Source organism: Rhizobium lusitanum (assembly GCF_014189535.1).
Taxonomy (GTDB): Bacteria; Pseudomonadota; Alphaproteobacteria; order Rhizobiales; family Rhizobiaceae; genus Rhizobium; species Rhizobium lusitanum_C.
Genome location: NZ_CP050307.1, coordinates 382,068 through 399,475 on the forward strand (window position 1 = coordinate 382,068; position 17,408 = coordinate 399,475).

A 17,408-nucleotide genomic window follows, 5' to 3' on the forward strand; every position below is an offset into this window, starting at 1 on the left:
CATGGAATGTCTGCCTGTGCTCCAGATCGGCCTGAGCGGCCGATTGCGGGCGCGAACTAAAACGCAAGAAGCGTGCCGGTCCGTGCCCGCATACAATTCACCGTTCAGTTCAGCCTGGCAAGCGTTCTTCCCTCTTGGTCGAAGAGATGACAGGCGGCCGGGTCGATCTGGAGGGAGATCTGCGTGTGCAGCGGGGTCGTGTCGGTGCCTTCCGTCTGCACGACGAGGGATTGGTCGGAGGCAATGTCGATGTGAAGAACCGTCAGGCCACCGAGCCGTTCGGCAAGGATCGCTTCCCCAGTGAACTGGCCGCCCTGGCCGATGCGGATATGTTCGGGGCGTACGCCCAGTGTCAGCTTAGATCCGGCTTTCACCGTTCCATCGGCGACCGGAACGGTGATCGAGCTGCCACCGGGAAGTGCGACGGATATGCCGCTCGGGCCGGTACTCTCGACGGTTATCGGTAGAAGATTCATTTTCGGCGAACCGATGAAACCGGCGACGAAGATGTTTGCGGGGCGATTGTAAAGCTCGAGCGGCGAGCCGACCTGCTCGATGCGACCGCTGTTGAGGACGACGATCTTGTCGGCCATGGTCATGGCTTCGATCTGGTCATGGGTGACGTAGATCATCGTCGCGGCCAGTCTTTCGTGCAGGCGCATCAGTTCCAGCCGCATGTTGACGCGTAGCGCCGCGTCGAGATTGGAAAGCGGTTCGTCGAACAGGAAGATTTTCGGATTGCGCACGATTGCCCGGCCAATGGCGACGCGCTGGCGCTGGCCGCCCGACAGATCCTTCGGCCGGCGGTCGAGCAGATGCGACAGTTCCAGAATCTGGGCCGCGTCTTTAACCTTTTGGTCGCGCTCGGCCAATGGAATGCCGGCAATTCTGAGCGCGAAACCCATATTCTCGGCGACCGTCATATGCGGATAGAGCGCGTAGGATTGAAACACCATCGCCAGGCCGCGCTGCGACGGATCGATGTCGTTGGAGCGAGTGCCGTCGATCACCAGATCGCCGCTGTTGATTTTCTCCAGACCGGCGATCATGCGCAGAAGCGTGGACTTGCCGCAGCCGGAAGGGCCAACAAAGACAACGAATTCGCGGTCCTCCACATCCAGATCGATGCCCTTGATGACTTCGAGGACGCCGTAGGTCTTACGGGCGTCGCGGAGTGTGAGATTAGCCATTGCTGGCCTCCTTTGTGCCGGCGGAGGTATCCGCGCCAAGATTGTTCGAGCCCGGAAGGTTCGATGGCTCGGGGCCGGCTTGCGCCTCGCTTCCGAGAATGAGGCTGGCTGCGCCGATCAGGCCCGCATGTCGTCCGAGCTGTGCGGCAACGATCGGAACGTCGCGATAGGCCGGCATGGCGCGGTCGTGAATTGTCGCCATCATGGTGTCGTAGAGAAGATCGAACCCATGGGATATGCCGCCGCCCATCACCAGAACATCGGGGGAGTAGAGGTGAAGCAGGTTGGTGAAGCCGATCCCCAGCCATCGCGCCTCGGCATTCAGCAACTCCAGCGCCAGGGCATCGCCGTTTCGTGCCGCGTCGACGACGTGGCGTCCGGTCACATCGGCGTCGGCCGATAGTGCGCGCAGCATCGAGCCGTCGGATCGCCGGGTGCGCGCCGTTGCTCGCCTGCCAAGCGCCGTGCCGGAGGCGACGGCTTCGAAGCAGCCGACTGCGCCGCAAAAGCATCGCTCGCCCTCGTTGGTAATCGTCATGTGGCCGATTTCCGCTGCCAAGCCACGCCTGCCATGCAGGATTCGGCCATCGGCGACTACGCCGCCGCCGATGCCGGTCGAGACGGTTACGAACACGATCGATCTTGCACCACGGCCGGCGCCATATCGCCATTCGCCCACTGCCGCCGCGTTCGCATCGTTTTCCAGCCGCACCGGCAATTGGAAACGGCTGGAAAGAATGTCGGCCAGCGGAACCTCGTGCCATCCGGTCAGGGTCGGCGCCGCAATGACGACGCCGGCTTCCGGATCGAGAGGGCCGGGGGCGCCGATCCCGATGCCGACGGGGACAAGATCAGGCGTTTCCGCCAGCACCGCCGCCGCCAGCAACTCGATCTGCCGGATCACCGCATCCGGCCCTCCGGCCGCCTGCGTCGGCACGGCGGAAAACGACAGAAGGGTTCCCTCCTCGTCCACCAGTGCGGCGCGAAGCTCGGTTCCGCCGAGATCGAAGGCAAGAGCGACCTTTTTCACGGAAGCCGGCTCTCCAGTCCATGCAGCCATTCTATCCGCTTGCCCAGGTCCTTGTCGCCGAAGGCGAGCGACCCGAGAACGACCGTCTGCGCCCCGGCTGCACGCAGTTCCGGCACCGTCTGCTCGCGAATGCCGCCATCGGCGGCCAGGATCACCTGATCCTCCCGGCCTGCCTCTCTCAACAGGGCACGCGCTTCGATCAGCCGGTCACATGCCTTTTCGGAAAGGCTTTGTCCTTTGACACCGATCGAGGTGCCGAGCAGGGTTACGAACGCAACATGGTCGATGAACGGCTTGATCGCTGAGACGGGTGTTTCCAGCCGCAGCACGACGCCGGCTTCGGCGCCGAGTTCCTTGGCAAGTGCTGCCGCGCGCAAACCGGCCTCGCCGTTTTCGGCATGGACGCTGATCAGATCGGCGCCCGCTTCGATGAACTGACGCGTCTGCTCTTCGACGATCTCCGCTTCGACCATCAGATGAACATGGATCGGCTTGGTGGTCGATTTGGCGATGCGCGCGACAAAATCCGGAAAGAACAGGAAGCCAGGCGTAAAGCGCGCATCGGCGACGTCGATGTGATGCAGGTCGACATAGGGCTCAATGCGCTTCAGATCGGTTTCCATATTGGCCAGATCAGCCGACCAGAGCGAGAATTCGCCCAGCAGCCGGTTGTGGGGCAGAGCGGCGATGGCCGCCAGGCCTGAAAGGGTTTTGGACGTCATGATGGGACGAGGCTCCGGATTGTCTTGGATGCGAGGAAACGAGTGATGGCGTCTTGGACTTCGGCGAAATGCTGTAGCTTGTCGGTGGCCTTGGGGGTGACTTCGACGAAGCTTGCGCCGGGAATGGTGTCGGCGAGCGTCTGCGCATGGGAGAGCGGATGGATCGCGTCCTGCTGGTTGCCGACGATCATGGTGGGAATGGCAATAGCCGTTGCAGCCGTCTGCGACACGTCCGGCCCGTCAGCCGCGATGTCGGCCAGCACGTCCGCGAAAGCGACAGCATCCGGCCGGTCGAAATAGCCGAGCAGGGAGGTGAAATTATCGGGCGCATCCGCCTTTATCCGCAGGCCGATTTCGGAGCCTGCAAACAGTGCCCGTGCCTCATCGATCGGATGTGAGCGGAGCAAAGCCGCAACGGCGCGGATCGGCTCGAGATTGTCGGGCGATGTGGCAAAGGTCCAGGCGGGGCGGACAAGAACGAGCGCGGCGACGCGCTTCGGGTGGTAATGGGCGAGATGCAGGGCAAGCGCCGCGCCCATGGAAATGCCGCCGACGACAAAGCGATCAAGCCCGCGCACGGTCGCCGCAGCCAGCACATCCTCGGCAAACATCTGGAGTGAGAAGGGGCGCGCTGAACCAAGCGACGACCCGCCATGTCCACGGCATTCCACCGTGATCCGCCGGAAGTCTCCACCTGGCGGAAAGGTTTGTGCGACTTGCGCCTCATCCCCGCCCAAGCCATGCTGAAAGACGACTGGCAGCCCTTGGCCGCCATCGAAGACGGCCAGGCTGGCATCGCCACGGATGAGAGTTGCCGTTCCGCCCATCAAACCAAGTCCTTGAGAAAGGCGGCGACCTGAGGCGCTTCCGATGCGGACAGGCCGTGGGTGACGAGCGGACCGTCGAAGCCAACGGCTTTCAGTCGTGCGATGAAATCGGGAAAATCCACGACGCCCTGGCCGGCAGTTGCCAAACGCCCATCGGCATAGCGATCCTTGGCATGGGCCATGGCGATATGCCCGGCGGCGGTTTCAATCGCACGCTCGACGATATCTCGGGCTTCCGGCGGTGTGGCGCTTTCGAAAAGATTGGCCGGGTCGAGGACAATCCGCAATCTTTTCGATCCCATCTCGACGATCAGCCGCTTGGCGTCCTCGGCTGAGGTCACGATGTTGGCCTGTTCCGGTTCAATACCGAGATCGACACCATGCTTTTCCGCCAGTGCCAAGGCTTTCGCCATTTCCGTCGCCATGTCAGCCCAGGCCGAGGGATCGGTATTGTCTGGGTGATGCGCCCATTGGTCTTGTGGGTTGCGCGTACCGGTGCAGAGCGTGACGAGCGGAATAGAAAGGGCGGCCGCCGTCTCAATCACGACGGCAAGCTGGCGGAGCCCTGCTTGCCGCACCGAGATATCCGGATGAGCCATATTGTAGGTTCCGGACAGGGCGACCAGCGAAATGCCTGTCGTTTCAGCTGCTGCTTCGATCGCTTTTATGACGGAGCCCGGCACGGCGTCGGGCATGGATGGCAGTCCGCAGCATGCGAGGTTAAACTGGGTGGCCGCGTAGCCGCTGTCGCGCACTGCCGACAGGACGCTTAGGGGATCGGTTCCCGGAAAGGTCTTGGCGAAGATCCCGAGCTGCATCAGACAGCCCCCGTCACGGATGTCAGCTCGACCCGCTCGCCGGTCTCCACCGACCGGGCGATTGCGACCATGGCACGGATGGAAGCAATGCCGTCCTCGACATTGGCGCCGCGCATCGGAGCGCCGTTCAATGCGGTATCGGCGAGACCCTCGAGCTGGCGGCGGAAGAAGTGCCCGTCCGCGCCAAGCGGCTTCCGGCTCGTCGCATCCTTCTCATGGAAGATCTCGACTTCGCTGGATCGGAAATACCAGGGATTGAAGGTCTTCGCGAGCACGGAGCCATTCTCGCCATAAAGCTGGAAGCCCTCGTGCCAATCCATGCGGACGGCGACTGTCAGGTCTAGATGGCCGAGGGCACCATTGGTAAATTCAGTTTCCACGAACCAGCAATAGGCCCCGGCACGCTCCAGCAGGCGCGCGCGGACGGCAACGATATCGCCGCAGAAGAAGCGGGCGGTGTCGACCAGATGCGAACCATGCGCCAGCATGAAATATTGCCTGAGATCGGCCTTCGGATTGCCGCCCGGCTTGCGCGCAAGCTTGCTGGTTACTGGCAGCGGCTGTACTGCGTCGGTGTTGGTGTAGCGGTGTGTGGAGTCGCAATACCATGCCTTCAGCGCGAAAATCTCACCGATATCGTCGCGCACGAAGTCGCGCGCGGCCTCCAGCGCCGGATCGAAACGCTTCATATGCCCGACCTGCAGGATCTTGCCGGAGCGCTTGACGGCATCGGCAAGCTGTTGCCCTTCCTCAACGGACACGCCGATCGGCTTTTCGCAGAGCACATGCTTGCCAGCCTCAAGCGCCTTGATGGACATCGGCACATGATAGGCGTCGGAAGTGGCGACGATCACGGCCTCCAGCTCTGGGTCGGCGAGCATGGCGTCGTAGTCGCTGAACATCTTCTGCGGCTCGTAGGTAGCGCCCATGCGTGCCAGCAGATCGGGCGCTGCGTCGCAGATCGCATAGAGATCCGCATTCCTGGCCTTCACGCAGGATTCCAGATGCGCGAATTGGGCAATCGGCCCGCAGCCGAGCACACCCACGCGGAGACGGCGATTTTCCTTCTGGATCATGTCAAGCTCCGTAGCTGCGCATGGTGTCGCGGTTGGTCTTCACTGCGGTGACGGGATCGGCGCCAGCCGCATCGGATTCCTCTTCCAGCACCAGCCAGCCGTTGAAGCGTGGCGCCTTCGCCACGAGATCGATCACCGACGGCGTATCGAGGACGCCCTTGCCGAGCATCGCCCAGCGGTCATTGGCATCGACATCCTTGAGGTGCAGATAGCGGATGCGATCCTGATAGGTGCGCATCGTATCTAGGATGTCCTCGTGCCCGCGCAGGATATGGCCGGTATCGGGAACCCAGCCGACCAGAGCGGGATCGAGAAGCGCGAAGATCCGGTCGTAGTCGGCGCGGTCGAAGAGCAGGGTATTGTGGTGCGAACTTGGATGGACGGCGATATCGACGCCGGATGCCTTTCCGAGCGCGCCGGCGCGGTTGTAGAATTCGGCAGCAATGGCAAACTTGTCGTCACGCGGTCCTTCCGAGACAACCGTTGCCGATCCGATCGACACGAGCGCGCTGGGAAACTGTGCGGCATAGTCGATCCAGCGCTGCGTCGTCGCCAGATCATCGTTGATTGCCTCGGCAACCGTGAAGCCGCTTTTGGAACCGAAGGCGAAGGAGACCAGCTGCAAGCCGCTATCCTTCAGGGCTCGGGCGAAGTCGCCCGGCTTTGCAGCATAGTGGCCGATCATCGTGTCGGTGATTTCGATGCCCGAATAACCGCCGGCGGAAATTGCCGAAAGCAGGTCGTCGGGTGTTCCGGTCCAGGCCTTGCCGAGCATCTCCCATGTAAACGTCTGGCAGCCGACCTTCAGATCGCTAGTCATGTCACTATTCCTTGATTCCGCCCTGTGTCAGGCCTTCGATAATGTGTCGTTGGAAGAAGAGGACCAACACGATCAGCGGCACGGTGACGACCGCCGAAGCTGCGGCGATGTCTCCCCAGGGCACGTAGTATTGGTTGGTGAAATTGGCGATGCCCACAGGTATGGTCTGGGTGCCGCTATCCGATGTGAAGGCGAGCGCGAACAGAAACTCGTTCCAGGCGGTGATGAAGGCGAGCAGGCCCGTCGTCACCAGGCTCGGCAGCGACATCGGCAGGATGATATGCCAGAGCAGGCCGATAACGCCGACGCCATCCATGCGCGCGGCCTCGTCGATCTCGCGCGGCAGCGTCTCGAAATAGCCGAACAGGACCCAGGTCACCAGCGGCAGCCCGAGTGCCAGATAGGTGATGATGAGCGCAGTGTAGGTGTCCAGTAGCCCGAGGTCGGAGGCGAGCAGGTAGAGCGGGCCGACGAGCGCGATCTGCGGGAACATCGAGACCGAGAGGATCACTGTCAGGATCCCGAAGCGTCCCTTCACATCGAGACGCGACAGCGCAAAAGCGGCGAGCGAACCGACAATCAGGCAGAGGGCCGTGGTCGCCAGCGAGACGACCAGCGAATTCCATAGGTAATGATGCAGGCCCTTTTCCACGAAGGCATTGTAGTAATGCTCCAGCGTGAACGGGCTCGGGATCAGAGACGGCGTTCCCTCAGTCAGTGCCCTGTCAAGCTGGAACGATGTCGAGAACTGCCACAGGAACGGGCCGGCGGACCAAATGAGAATGAGGAGCGCGCCGAGATAGATCATCACGCTTTGAAAAGGGGAGCGGGTGTCGTTCATGTCGTCTTCCTGATCTGCCGGACGAGGAAGAGGCAGAACACCACGGCGATCAGCCCTTCGGTGATGAACATTGCGGTCGAGACGGCCGAGCCGTAGCCGAACTGCAGCGTCGAGAAGAGAACCTTGTAGGACAGTGTCGACAGCGTTTCAGTGGAATCTGCCGGGCCGCCGCCGGTCAGTACATAGACCAGATCGAAGACGCGGAATGCGTCCAGGGCCCGGAAGAGGCCGGCGATCAGCAGTGTCGGCAGCAGCAGCGGCAGGCGGATGTTCCAGAAGATCGTCCAGGCCCTGGCGCCATCCATGCGCGCTGCCTCGATCAGTGATTTCGGTACGGTCTGAAGGCCTGTCAGCAGAAGCAGCGCCATGAAGGGCGTGGTCTTCCAGACATCGGCGAGAATGATCGTCGTCAGCGCGGTATCGGGCGAGCCATACCAGTTCACATTCTGATCAATCAGCCCGAGATGGAGGAGGATGAAGTTGATGATGCCGTGCTGCCCGTCGAACAGCCATCCGAACATTTTCGAGGTGACCACCGTCGGCATTGCCCAGGGAACCAGCATCGCCGCGCGGATCACACCGCGGCCGGCGAAGGCTTCGCAAAGGATCAAAGCCATGGCGAGACCGATCAGGGTTTCGAGCGTAGTCGAGGCGATGGTGAACCAGATCGTATGCCACCACGCATTCCAGAACGGCGGATCGGCCAGCAGTTGCACATAGTTGGCAATACCGACGAAATCATTGTCCTGCGTGATCAGGGAGCGATTGGTGAAGGAGAGATAGACGCCATTGACGATCGGATAGAAGGACACAGATGCCAGCGACAGGAAGGCCGGCAATAGCAGGAGCCAGGGCCAGAGGGCGCTTGGGAGCGCCCTCCTCGTTTTCGGGGTTCGGTCGGATACCGGGACCGTGACTGCCATATCAGGCAACGATCTTGTTGATCTGGTCGGCGGCGGCCTTCAGCTCGGCCTGAACATTGCCGCTGACCAGTGCCTTGGAAATGCTCGACTGTAGCGCCAGCGTCACCTTGGCATATTGCGGCGTGATCGGCCGGGGCGTGGCGCCGGTGAAGACGCTTTGCAGGCTCGCCATGAACGGCTGTTCGGCCTTCAGTTTTGCGTCCTGGAAGATCGCCGGACGCGAGGGCGCAAGGCCGAAATTCAGGGCGAGGCGGGTCTGCGTTTCCGGAGACGACATCCAGGTCAGGAACTCAATCGCCGCTTCGCGCTTCTTCGAGTTGGCATTGACGCCAAGCTGGTAGCCGCCGAGACAGGCAGCGCTCTTCCCGCCGGCAAAATGCGGCAGCGGCGCAACGGCGACCTTATCGACCACATGCGAGGCTTTAGGGTCTTGCGCGATCGGATAGACATAGGACCAGTTGCGCATGAACATCGCTTCGCCGGAGGTGAAGGGCTGGCGCGACGGCTCTTCATCCCATGAGAGAACGTTCTGTGGGCTGATCTTCGTCTTGTTGATCGTATCGTAGAGGAACTGGATCGCTTCGACTGCCGCCTTGTCGCCGATGACGGAGGATTTGCCGTCGGGCGCGAGGATAGAGCCGCCATTCGAGGTGATAATTTCCACGGCATCGCAGATCAGGACTTCGGCCTGCTTACCCTGCCAGAGATAGCCGAACTTGGCGTCACCGGCCTTCTGCGCGGCTGCTGCCATGGTCGCCATGTCTTCCCAGGTCTCTGGAACCTTGCCGCCGTGCTTTTCCACCAGATCCTTGCGGTAGTAAAACATGCCGGAATCGACGAACCACGGAAGCGCAGTCAGCTTTTCATTGTAGGTGCAGGCAGCGACCGTTCCAGGGAAATAATCGGCGCGCTTTTCTTTCGGGAAATATTCGTCGAGCGGCAAGGCCCAGCCTGCCGCCGCGAATCCGGCGATCCAGACCACGTCCTGGGTGAAGACGTCGGGGGTTCCGTTGCGGCGCGCCAGTTGCTGGACAAGGCCCTGATAGACCTCGGTCGACGAGCTCGGTGGCGGCAGTTCGATGAACTTGACCGTGATCCGGTCCTGCGATTCGTTATAGGCCTTGACGAGATCGCCGAGGCCTTCCTTGCCAAAGAAACTGGCGCTGGCAAAGCTGATTTCGGTGCGATCGGCAGCGCGCGCGGGGCGCATGCCAAGTCCCGTTGTGGCGGCAAGGGTCGCCGCGCCGACTGCGGCGCTTGCGGCACCCATAAGCATCTGGCGGCGGTCGAGCATTGTGGCAAATCCGGCCAGGTTTGAGCCGGCCGGCGTCTTCTTGACATCAGACATGATTTCCCTCCCAGGAAAACTGGCGACCTCAAAAATCTCCGCGCCAGTATTGTCGTATGTTTCATAAAAAATTGTCGCGCGTCAAGAAATAAGATGCTTTAACTCACTTTAAAGCGCGTCGGGCTGATATGGCTATCGGTGACGTGCGGGTTATCGGGTCCAGGGAGGATTGAGGAATATGACTGGGAACACCAAGGCAAAGCTGGGCATTGGCATCGTCGGCTGCGGCAACATTTCAATGACTTATCTGCGCAATGCCGCGCTATTTTCCGGGGTCGAGTTGCGTGCTTGCGCCGATATTTCCGCCGACGCTGCGGCTCTTCGCGCCCGCGAATATGGTATTCGGCCGCTGAGCGTCGATCAACTGCTCGTAGATCCCGAAGTCGACCTTGTTCTCAACCTCACCATTCCGGCGGTGCACTTCGATGTCACCATGTCGGCGCTATCTGCGGGCAAGCACGTCTTCACGGAGAAGCCGCTTGCGACTTCAGCCGCCGAAGGACGGATCCTTGTGGCCGAGGCGAAGGCACGCGGCCTGCTTTTGGGCTCGGCACCCGACACGTTCCTCGGTGCGGCCGGCAGGCGCGCCCGTCGTCTGATGGAGGAAGGCGCAATCGGCCGTCCGGTCAGCGGCACCGCCTTCATGATGGGACGCGGCATGGAGCATTGGCACCCCAATCCGCAATTCTATTATCAACCGGGCGGCGGCCCGGTTTTCGATATGGGGCCTTATTACCTGACCATGATGGTGAACCTGCTCGGTCCGGTGGTGCGCGTCATGGCGATGGCGACGAAGGGCCAGGAGGAGCGCCTGATCACTGCGGACGGCCCGTTCAAGAACACGACCTTCAAGGTCGGTACGCCGACCAACGTGCTGTCGCTCCTGGAATTCCAGTCCGGCGCGACCGTCAATTTCGGCGCGTCCTGGGATGTCTTCCGCCACTCCAACCATCCGATCGAACTGCACGGCACCGAAGGCTCCCTGCGCCTGCCGGATCCCGATACGTTCGGCGGAACTGTCTCGCTGTCAGAGCGCGGCGCCGACTGGCGCGATTTCGACAGCGACGGCGAGCTTTACGGCAAAAGGAACTGGCCGTTCGCAGCCCCGGATCGGGCGAATTACCGCATGCTTGGCGTCGCCGATCTTGCACGGTCGCTGGAGGAGAAGAGACCACCGCGTGCATCCGGGGAGCTCGCCCTGCATGTACTTGAGATCATGGAGGCTATTCTCGCCTCCGGCGAAAGCGGGCAGTCTGTCAAGATTGGCGGAGATCTGGTGCGGCCGCCGCTTCTTGGCGAAGACGAAGCGCGCAGCCTGCTTGCCTGATTGCCGAAGGGAGAGCCGACATGACAGAACAACTCGATGAGAGTGCTCGACGCCTTCTCGATATGAGCAATCGGTCGAAGCCTCGGCCGTTTGAAACCGGCACGCCTCTGGAGGCTCGCATTGACTATAATGCGGGCTGCCCGACAGTTCAGGGCACCCGCGAGACGGTCGCTTCGGTGGAGGATCGTCAGATCGACGGTCCGAACGGCCCGATCACCTTGCGCATCTATCGCGGCATCGGTGCACGATTGAAGAATGGTCCCAGTCTCCTTTATTTTCACGGCGGCGGCTGGGTGATCGGCAATCTCGATTCTCACGATGAGATCTGCCGCTGGTTCGCCAATCTCGCGCAATGCACCGTGGTCTGCCCGGACTACCGACTGGCGCCGGAACACAAGTTTCCGGCCGGGCTGACGGATTGTGCCGCTACGCTCGCCTTCATGGTGGATTCCGCCGCCGATCTCTGCATCGATCCCAGGCGGATCGCTGTTGCCGGCGATAGCGCTGGCGGCAATCTTGCTGCCGTGCTGGCACTGATGGCGCGCTCCGGTGACGCCCCCCGGCTTGTGGCCCAATTGCTTATCTATCCGAACACGGACGCCGCGCAGACGTCCGATAGTTATCGTCGCTATGGCGAAGGTTATGGCTTGACCACATCGGTGATGAAGTGGTTTCGCGATCACTATATCCGCACCGATGCCGATATCTCCGACTGGCGGGTTTCGCCGTTGCGGGTTGAAAGCGTCGCGGGAGTGGCGCCGGCCTTCGTGATCACCGCTGGGTACGATATCCTCGCCGATGAAGGCATGGCCTATGCCGAGCGGCTGCAAGAGGATGGGGTTCGCGTGGTACCCCGCCACTGGCCGGGGCAGATCCACGGTTTTGTGTCGATGGGACGATACATACACGTCGCACGGCAGGCAGTGGAGGAAGCCGTGGAGGCATGGCGAGACTTTGAAGGCGCTCCGGATTGAGTTGAGCGCGACGCCGTCTTATGCCGACTGCCGCATGACCAGCGTGCCATCGAGTCTGACTTTGTGGGCAATCTTCTGAACCGGCGCGTCGGTGTCGCCGAGCAGCGTCAAAAGCGTGTCCACGCTATTTGCCGTCATCGCGGCGAAATCCTGCGCCATCGTCGTCAGCGGCGGGCAGGTGTAGCGGCTGAGCGGATGGTCGTCATGGGCGGCCACACGCAGGTCACCCTTCTTGCGCCCGACCTTCAGCCCATGCGCAAAGGCCGCCGCCATAACGCCGAAGGCGAGGCGGTCGTTGGCGCAGAGTATGGTCTTGCCTGGAAGTGCCTTTGCGTTGAGCATCTCGTCCATCTGCTGATATCCGATGTGCTCGAATTCCCAAGTATAGGCTGCATTTGTCTTGATCACTACCGGCTCGCAACCCGAAGCCTCCATCGTAGCGATATAGCTTGCCAGTCGCTCCGGCGAGTTGTGGTTGACATGTGGAATGTCGAGATAGACCGGCGCCTCTCCGGATCGGCAGAGATATTCGACGATGGTCGCGATGCTCTGGTAGTTGTTGTTGCCAATGAACGGCGTGTTTCCCTCGATGAAGGTATCGAAATAGACGACAGGCGCGTTCTGCGCGAGTTTTTCGAATGCGCGCGGATCGGACTTCTGCCCCAGTGGCGCTGCGATCGCGCCCGCCACCTTTAGCGACAGCATCGTGTTGACGGCTTCGATTTCCAGCTCCGTTAGCCCGTGCGAGGAAAATACGATCGGCCAATAGCCTTCGTAGCGCAGCCGCAATTCCAGGCGGTTGACCATTTCTGCGTAGAAAGGGTCGGTCAGGGCCGGAACCAGGATGCCGATATTGCGGGTTCTCTTGCGATTGAGGTTTCGCGCATAGATATTGGGCTGATAGTCGGACGAGCGCAAAGCGGCCTCGATCAGCGCGCGCGTCACCGGCTTTACGCTCGTCGGGTCATCGAAATATTTCGAGAGGGTCGGGCGGGAGACGCCGCAGGACTTCGCGAAATCCTCCATTGTCTTATGCGTCATTTTTTCCATCAAAAGTCGACCATCTCTCGAGCCGATCCGCCCACCTGCGATTGTTATGCGTCCACAGGACGTGAAGCACAACCGGCGAAGTTCTTCCGCACCTCATGTTACGAAAAAATATTACATGCGCAAATTTATTAATTAGCGCATAAAATTATACGCCATAGTCCAACGGCTGGAAATATGCTTGATGAGGCTGGAGCGTGGACTTTAGCCTTGCTTGGCGGATATCCGAAGGGATCCGGCGGGCGTGATATTCACGACGAGATCGTCATAGCTCGCAACGCTCGCATGCCGTGTCGGCAGCACGGTCTTGTGGGTCGCACTGATCACGGCTACCGCGGCGCCTGCTGCTTCAGCCGCTTCTATCCCGGCCGGAGCGTCTTCGAAGACCAGGCATTCCTCTATGGGCTGGCCCAGGGTTTTCGCGGCCAGCAGAAAGCAGTCCGGCGCGGGTTTGCCGTTTTGCACATCCTCGCCGGTGATCAGCAGCGGCGGCCAGGGAATGCCGGCGGCCCTGAGGCGGACAGCCGCCAGATCCCGTGGCGCGGAAGTGACGATCGCCCAGCGATCCCTTGGCAGGGCATTCAGGAAATCGACTGCGCCCGGGATCGGTACGACACCAGCAACATCGGCGATCTCCGCGAGTGTCAGAAGTCGGGCCTCTTCGGCCGGATCTATTCCGGAAAGGCCAAGCCGTGTGATCGTTTCGATTGCCTTGCGTCCATGCACAATCGCCAGAAGGCTCTCGACATCGACATTGTGCTGCAAGGCCCAGGCCGTCCAGACCCTCTCGCCGACTGCAATGGAGTTCAGCACGGTTCCATCCATATCGAACAGGAAGGCGCCGAAGAAGCGGTCGGGGTGCAAGGGCAGGGCCATCTCTAGAATTTCTTCCTTAGCTTTTCTGGGCGGCGGCGGACAGGCGATCGAGGATCGCCTGCGCCGTATTGGCGTCCGTCACGAGGGCATTGATCATGCCCGACTGCGCCGCGCCGATGATGCCGGGCGCCTTGGCTGGTGTTGCGGCAACCGCGATACACAGGGGAACCCGTTGGAGCTGCTCGGGAGAGGCGGCGATCATGCGCTCTTCGCCGTCCCAATGCAGGATCTCGCCGGCTTCGGTGACGTAGTGTCGCAGCACGTCACCCGCCGCTTGGCTGAGGGCTTTCTCTCCCGGAAGCGCCGCCGTCGCTTCGGAGGGATTGGCTGCGTGTGTCAGGCCGACGCCGACGATCGCGGCATCGAGCTTGTTCCAGAGCGAGCTGACCTGCTGGACCGTGGGATCGGCGAGGAAGGCGTCGCGCAGCTCGGAGGACGAGATGTATGGCGCGTGCAGGAAATGCGGCAATCCGCCCATTTGCTCTGCTGCCTGGCGCACGAATTCGTTGGTCTGGAAGTGCGCCGCCGCCTGCTGCATGCCGCCGTTGAGCGCAATGGTGACGATGCCGGGTAGTTGCGGCAGGCCGGCAAGCGTAACCTCCCGGACGGCGCGTCCCCAGCCTATGCCAAGCGTCGAGCCGGAGTGCAGGCCCGCCTGCTGCAGCATGGAGCCGACCGGAGGGGCAAGTGCGCTGAGAACGTTGGAGGACGGCGTATCGATCACGGCGGCGTTGCGCAGTTTCAAACCGTCGATCAATGCCGCACTCAGGTCTTCCGACGGGGAAAGATCAATCACCTCAATTCGCACGATGCCGGCCAGCCGAGCCTTCTGGAGCAGGCGTGAAACCGTAGCCGTTGATAATCCTAGCTTTTTAGCGATGTCGACCTGCGACATATCGGATTGGTAGTGCAACTTTGCAACCATATGCAGCAATGCACGGTTTGTTGCAGGCTCCTGCGGCTGTGACGAATTCAGGTTGAAATTCCTTTCTGCAATGTGTTACATGTTCGAACGCTGAGGGAGTTATCGCTCAAAATAGCCGATTTCGCAACGGTTATGCGGCGGAGGAGAACTCTCAACATTCATTGGCATCCCTTCCAAACCTTGGAGCGGGATGCGCTTTCAGCAACCCGTTTCGGGCACGCTATAGGGAGGAGCATATATGTCCAGATTAACCACAGCCGAAATGCGCGGCTACCAGCAGATTTGCGGGAGCGATGGCGCCATGATGGTGATCGCCTGCGATCAGCGCGGCGGCATGCGCAGCTTGCTTGCCAAGGAACCGGAGGCGCAGGCAGCGATCTCCGACAAGACCCTCGGCGACACCAAGGCCGATATTGCCCGGTTTCTTGCCAGCAAGGCATCCTGCGTGCTGGTCGATCCGATCTGCGCCGTTCCGGCTCTGGTCGACGACCGTATCATTCAGCGCGATACGGCACTTCTGATCGGCCTCGATGCATCCGGCTGGGATACATCGCCGGAAGGATATCGCCTGTCCAAGCTGGTTCCCGGCATCACGGCTCGTCGCGTGCGCCAGCTCGGGGCGACCGGCGGCAAGATCATGGTCTATCTGCGCTCGGACCGGGATCAAGCCAATGTTCATAACATCAAGATCCTGCACCAATGCATCGAGGATTTCGCCCGCGAGGACCTGCTGCTTGTCGTTGAGTTCCTGACATACAGGTTCGATGACGAGGATGAAGCCGAGTACAAGGCGAAGATCCCGTCCCTGATCGTCGGCGGAAGCCGGATTTGCCTGGATTACGGAGCAAAGGTTCTGAAGATTCCGTACCCGGGAAGCCCGCAGGCCTGTGCAGAAGTCACCAAGCTTGCGGGAGACGTTCCCTGGGCGGTCCTGTCCGCCGGCGTCGACCATTCGACCTTCCTGACGCAGGTCGAAGATGCCATGCGCAATGGAGCTTCCGGCGTCATCGCCGGCCGTTCGCTGTGGAAAGATTGCATTTCGCTCGACCGCGCCGTCACGAAAGATAGACTGGAAACCGTCGCGGTTCCGCGTCTTCGCGAAATTCAGGCTGTGATCGCCACCCATTTCAAGGGTAGCAGGTCTGAGACCGTCGGCCGGGGACAGAAAGAACATGCCTGAGACAGCTATCGGCGTGGACATTGGCGGCACGAATATTCGTGCCGCTCTCGTCTCCGATCGAGGCGAGATTCTGAAGAAGCTATCGGATCGGACACCCACCGAGCCCTTGCAGGTGGTCGAACGCGTCGTGGCGATGGTCGAAGCGCTTGATGTGACGGGAGCAGCCGGTATCGGTGTTGGCATTCCCGGTCGTGTCGATGCGGCCAGCCGCACGATCCTTTCGGGCGGTATCCTCAATCTGGCCGGCATCGACTTTGCCGATCGACTGGAGACGCGCCTCGGCAAGCGGGTCGTCATCGAGAATGATTGCAACATGGCGCTCATCGCCGAAATGCGCGTCGGCGGCGCCAAGGGATACCAGAGCGTCGCGATGCTGACGATCGGAACGGGTATCGGCGGCGCCGTCGCCCATAATGGCAGCATCTATCACGGCCATATGACGGCCGGGCAGCTGGGCCATATCTCCGTGCTGCAGGATGGTCCGCTTTGTGCATGCGGGCGGCGCGGCTGCGTGGAGACCTTTAGCTCGGGAACGGCACTGCGTCGTCACATGAACGAGGCCGGCCTCTCGGCCACGTCCATCAGCGAGATTTTCGAAATGGCCGCCGAGGGAAATGGCACGGCGATGGCGGTCTTGCGCGCATGGGCATCCCCCTGCGCACGGCGCTCGACAATATCGCGGCCACGATGGATCCGGACGTCATCTTGTTGGGAGGGGGGCTCGGCTGCGACGCGGCGCGCGCCCTTGCCGATCTTCCGGCGGTGGCGCCATGGTTCCGGCCGACGATCCTGCCCGCGAAACTCGGGGACGACGCCGGCGTCATCGGCGCGGCCTTGTCGACTTTCGATGTGGGCGCGGCCGCAGAAAAACGTGTCGTGCTCGTCAACGGCGTTCCGGCTTCGGGAAAGAGCCGGCTCGCAAAATCGCTGTCGCAACGCACCGGTTGGCCGATCCTTTCCCTCGACGGCATCAAGAATCCTTTCCTAGAGCACATCGGCCCCGTCGACCGGGATTTCAACCGGACCTTGGGAAAGGCGAGCTACCAGGCGATCTGGTCGTTCATCCGCGAGGCACCGGCCGGGTCCACTTTTATCGTCGACGCATGGTTCGGCTTTCAGCCAAAGGCGTTGCTTGAAACCTATATCCGAGACGCCGGTGTCGATCGTGTCGTGGAGCTTTGGTGCAAGGTGCCCGGCGCGGTTGCCGCGGAACGCTACGCCAGCCGGCTCAAAGACAGGCTGCCGGGTCATCCGGGAGCCGAATATGTCGCGGAGTTGGCGGTGCTTGCCGATCGCGCCGAGCCTATGGCGTGCGGCGCGCTGAGGACGGTCGACCAGACAAAGGAACCGGACATGGACAGCATAATGGCCTGGATTTCAGAGGTGTTTGGCCAGGCATGAAAGTAGCCGCCGCCCCGGCGGCAGATGAAAGCTTGATATGACTTCAAACCGTCGCCCAACGCAGTGTTGGCGGCGAAGTGTAT

The 17,408-nt window shown here is 61.3% G+C and carries 16 protein-coding genes and 1 pseudogene; 4 read left to right on the forward strand and 13 right to left on the reverse strand.

Annotated elements, in window-relative coordinates; genetic code table 11:
* Positions 1-104: 104 nt before the first annotated feature.
* The 10 genes from HB780_RS04755 to HB780_RS04800 are packed head-to-tail and all read right to left on the reverse strand — an operon-like array spanning position 105 to position 9,595.
* Positions 105-1,190 (reverse strand): ABC transporter ATP-binding protein, encoded by a 1,086-nt coding sequence (locus HB780_RS04755; protein ID WP_183688900.1) that lies wholly within the window; start codon positions 1,188-1,190, stop codon positions 105-107.
* Positions 1,183-2,220: an ROK family protein gene (locus HB780_RS04760; protein WP_183688901.1), complete on the reverse strand. Its 1,038-nt coding sequence runs from the start codon at positions 2,218-2,220 to the stop codon at positions 1,183-1,185. Before HB780_RS04760 ends, HB780_RS04755 begins: the two co-directional genes overlap by 8 nt.
* Entirely contained in the window at positions 2,217-2,942 is a 726-nt protein-coding gene (locus HB780_RS04765; RefSeq protein ID WP_183688902.1) for a ribulose-phosphate 3-epimerase, read from the reverse strand. The genes HB780_RS04760 and HB780_RS04765 overlap by 4 nt, the downstream gene beginning before the upstream one ends.
* Positions 2,939-3,769 (reverse strand): alpha/beta fold hydrolase, encoded by an 831-nt coding sequence (locus HB780_RS04770; RefSeq protein WP_183688903.1) that lies wholly within the window; start codon positions 3,767-3,769, stop codon positions 2,939-2,941. The genes HB780_RS04765 and HB780_RS04770 overlap by 4 nt, the downstream gene beginning before the upstream one ends.
* The gene (locus HB780_RS04775; RefSeq protein WP_183688904.1) at positions 3,769-4,587 is read right to left on the reverse strand and encodes a sugar phosphate isomerase/epimerase family protein; all 819 of its coding nucleotides are present in this window, start codon (positions 4,585-4,587) and stop codon (positions 3,769-3,771) included. Before HB780_RS04775 ends, HB780_RS04770 begins: the two co-directional genes overlap by 1 nt.
* The gene (locus HB780_RS04780; protein WP_183688905.1) at positions 4,587-5,663 is read right to left on the reverse strand and encodes a Gfo/Idh/MocA family protein; all 1,077 of its coding nucleotides are present in this window, start codon (positions 5,661-5,663) and stop codon (positions 4,587-4,589) included. The genes HB780_RS04775 and HB780_RS04780 overlap by 1 nt, the downstream gene beginning before the upstream one ends.
* Position 5,664: 1 nt before the next feature.
* On the reverse strand, positions 5,665-6,483 hold the full coding sequence (locus HB780_RS04785) for a sugar phosphate isomerase/epimerase family protein (protein ID WP_183688906.1): 819 nt from the start codon (positions 6,481-6,483) through the stop codon (positions 5,665-5,667).
* Positions 6,484-6,487: 4 nt separating this feature from the next.
* Entirely contained in the window at positions 6,488-7,324 is an 837-nt protein-coding gene (locus tag HB780_RS04790) for a carbohydrate ABC transporter permease (protein ID WP_034515937.1), read from the reverse strand.
* Positions 7,321-8,247, reverse strand: coding sequence for a carbohydrate ABC transporter permease (locus tag HB780_RS04795; RefSeq protein WP_183688907.1), 927 nt, complete (start codon positions 8,245-8,247; stop codon positions 7,321-7,323). The genes HB780_RS04790 and HB780_RS04795 overlap by 4 nt, the downstream gene beginning before the upstream one ends.
* A 1-nt stretch (position 8,248) precedes the next feature.
* Complete coding sequence (locus tag HB780_RS04800) at positions 8,249-9,595, reverse strand: ABC transporter substrate-binding protein (RefSeq protein WP_183688908.1); 1,347 nt, start codon at positions 9,593-9,595, stop codon at positions 8,249-8,251.
* 178 nt (positions 9,596-9,773) lie between these two features.
* Here HB780_RS04800 and HB780_RS04805 point away from each other — a divergent pair, with 178 nt between their 5' ends.
* Both HB780_RS04805 and HB780_RS04810 read left to right on the forward strand, forming a co-directional pair.
* The gene (locus HB780_RS04805; RefSeq protein ID WP_183688909.1) at positions 9,774-10,922 is read left to right on the forward strand and encodes a Gfo/Idh/MocA family protein; all 1,149 of its coding nucleotides are present in this window, start codon (positions 9,774-9,776) and stop codon (positions 10,920-10,922) included.
* A gap of 20 nt (positions 10,923-10,942) precedes the next feature.
* Complete coding sequence (locus HB780_RS04810) at positions 10,943-11,896, forward strand: alpha/beta hydrolase (protein WP_183688910.1); 954 nt, start codon at positions 10,943-10,945, stop codon at positions 11,894-11,896.
* Between the two features lie 18 nt (positions 11,897-11,914).
* On the opposite strand, the gene HB780_RS04815 is transcribed toward HB780_RS04810, so the two are convergent.
* The 3 genes from HB780_RS04815 to HB780_RS04825 form a co-directional block, all read right to left on the reverse strand.
* Positions 11,915-12,946, reverse strand: a complete 1,032-nt coding sequence (locus HB780_RS04815) for a LacI family DNA-binding transcriptional regulator (protein ID WP_183688911.1) — start codon at positions 12,944-12,946, stop codon at positions 11,915-11,917.
* A 201-nt stretch (positions 12,947-13,147) separates the two neighbouring features.
* Positions 13,148-13,819, reverse strand: a complete 672-nt coding sequence (locus tag HB780_RS04820) for an HAD-IA family hydrolase (protein WP_183688912.1) — start codon at positions 13,817-13,819, stop codon at positions 13,148-13,150.
* Between the two features lie 16 nt (positions 13,820-13,835).
* The gene (locus HB780_RS04825) at positions 13,836-14,744 is read right to left on the reverse strand and encodes a sugar-binding transcriptional regulator (RefSeq protein ID WP_183688913.1); all 909 of its coding nucleotides are present in this window, start codon (positions 14,742-14,744) and stop codon (positions 13,836-13,838) included.
* 238 nt (positions 14,745-14,982) lie between these two features.
* Here HB780_RS04825 and HB780_RS04830 point away from each other — a divergent pair, with 238 nt between their 5' ends.
* Positions 14,983-15,924 (forward strand): tagatose-bisphosphate aldolase, encoded by a 942-nt coding sequence (locus HB780_RS04830; protein ID WP_183688914.1) that lies wholly within the window; start codon positions 14,983-14,985, stop codon positions 15,922-15,924.
* Positions 15,917-17,325, forward strand: a pseudogene (locus HB780_RS33460) (ROK family protein). Before HB780_RS04830 ends, HB780_RS33460 begins: the two are co-directional and overlap by 8 nt.
* Positions 17,326-17,408 lie beyond the last annotated feature (83 nt).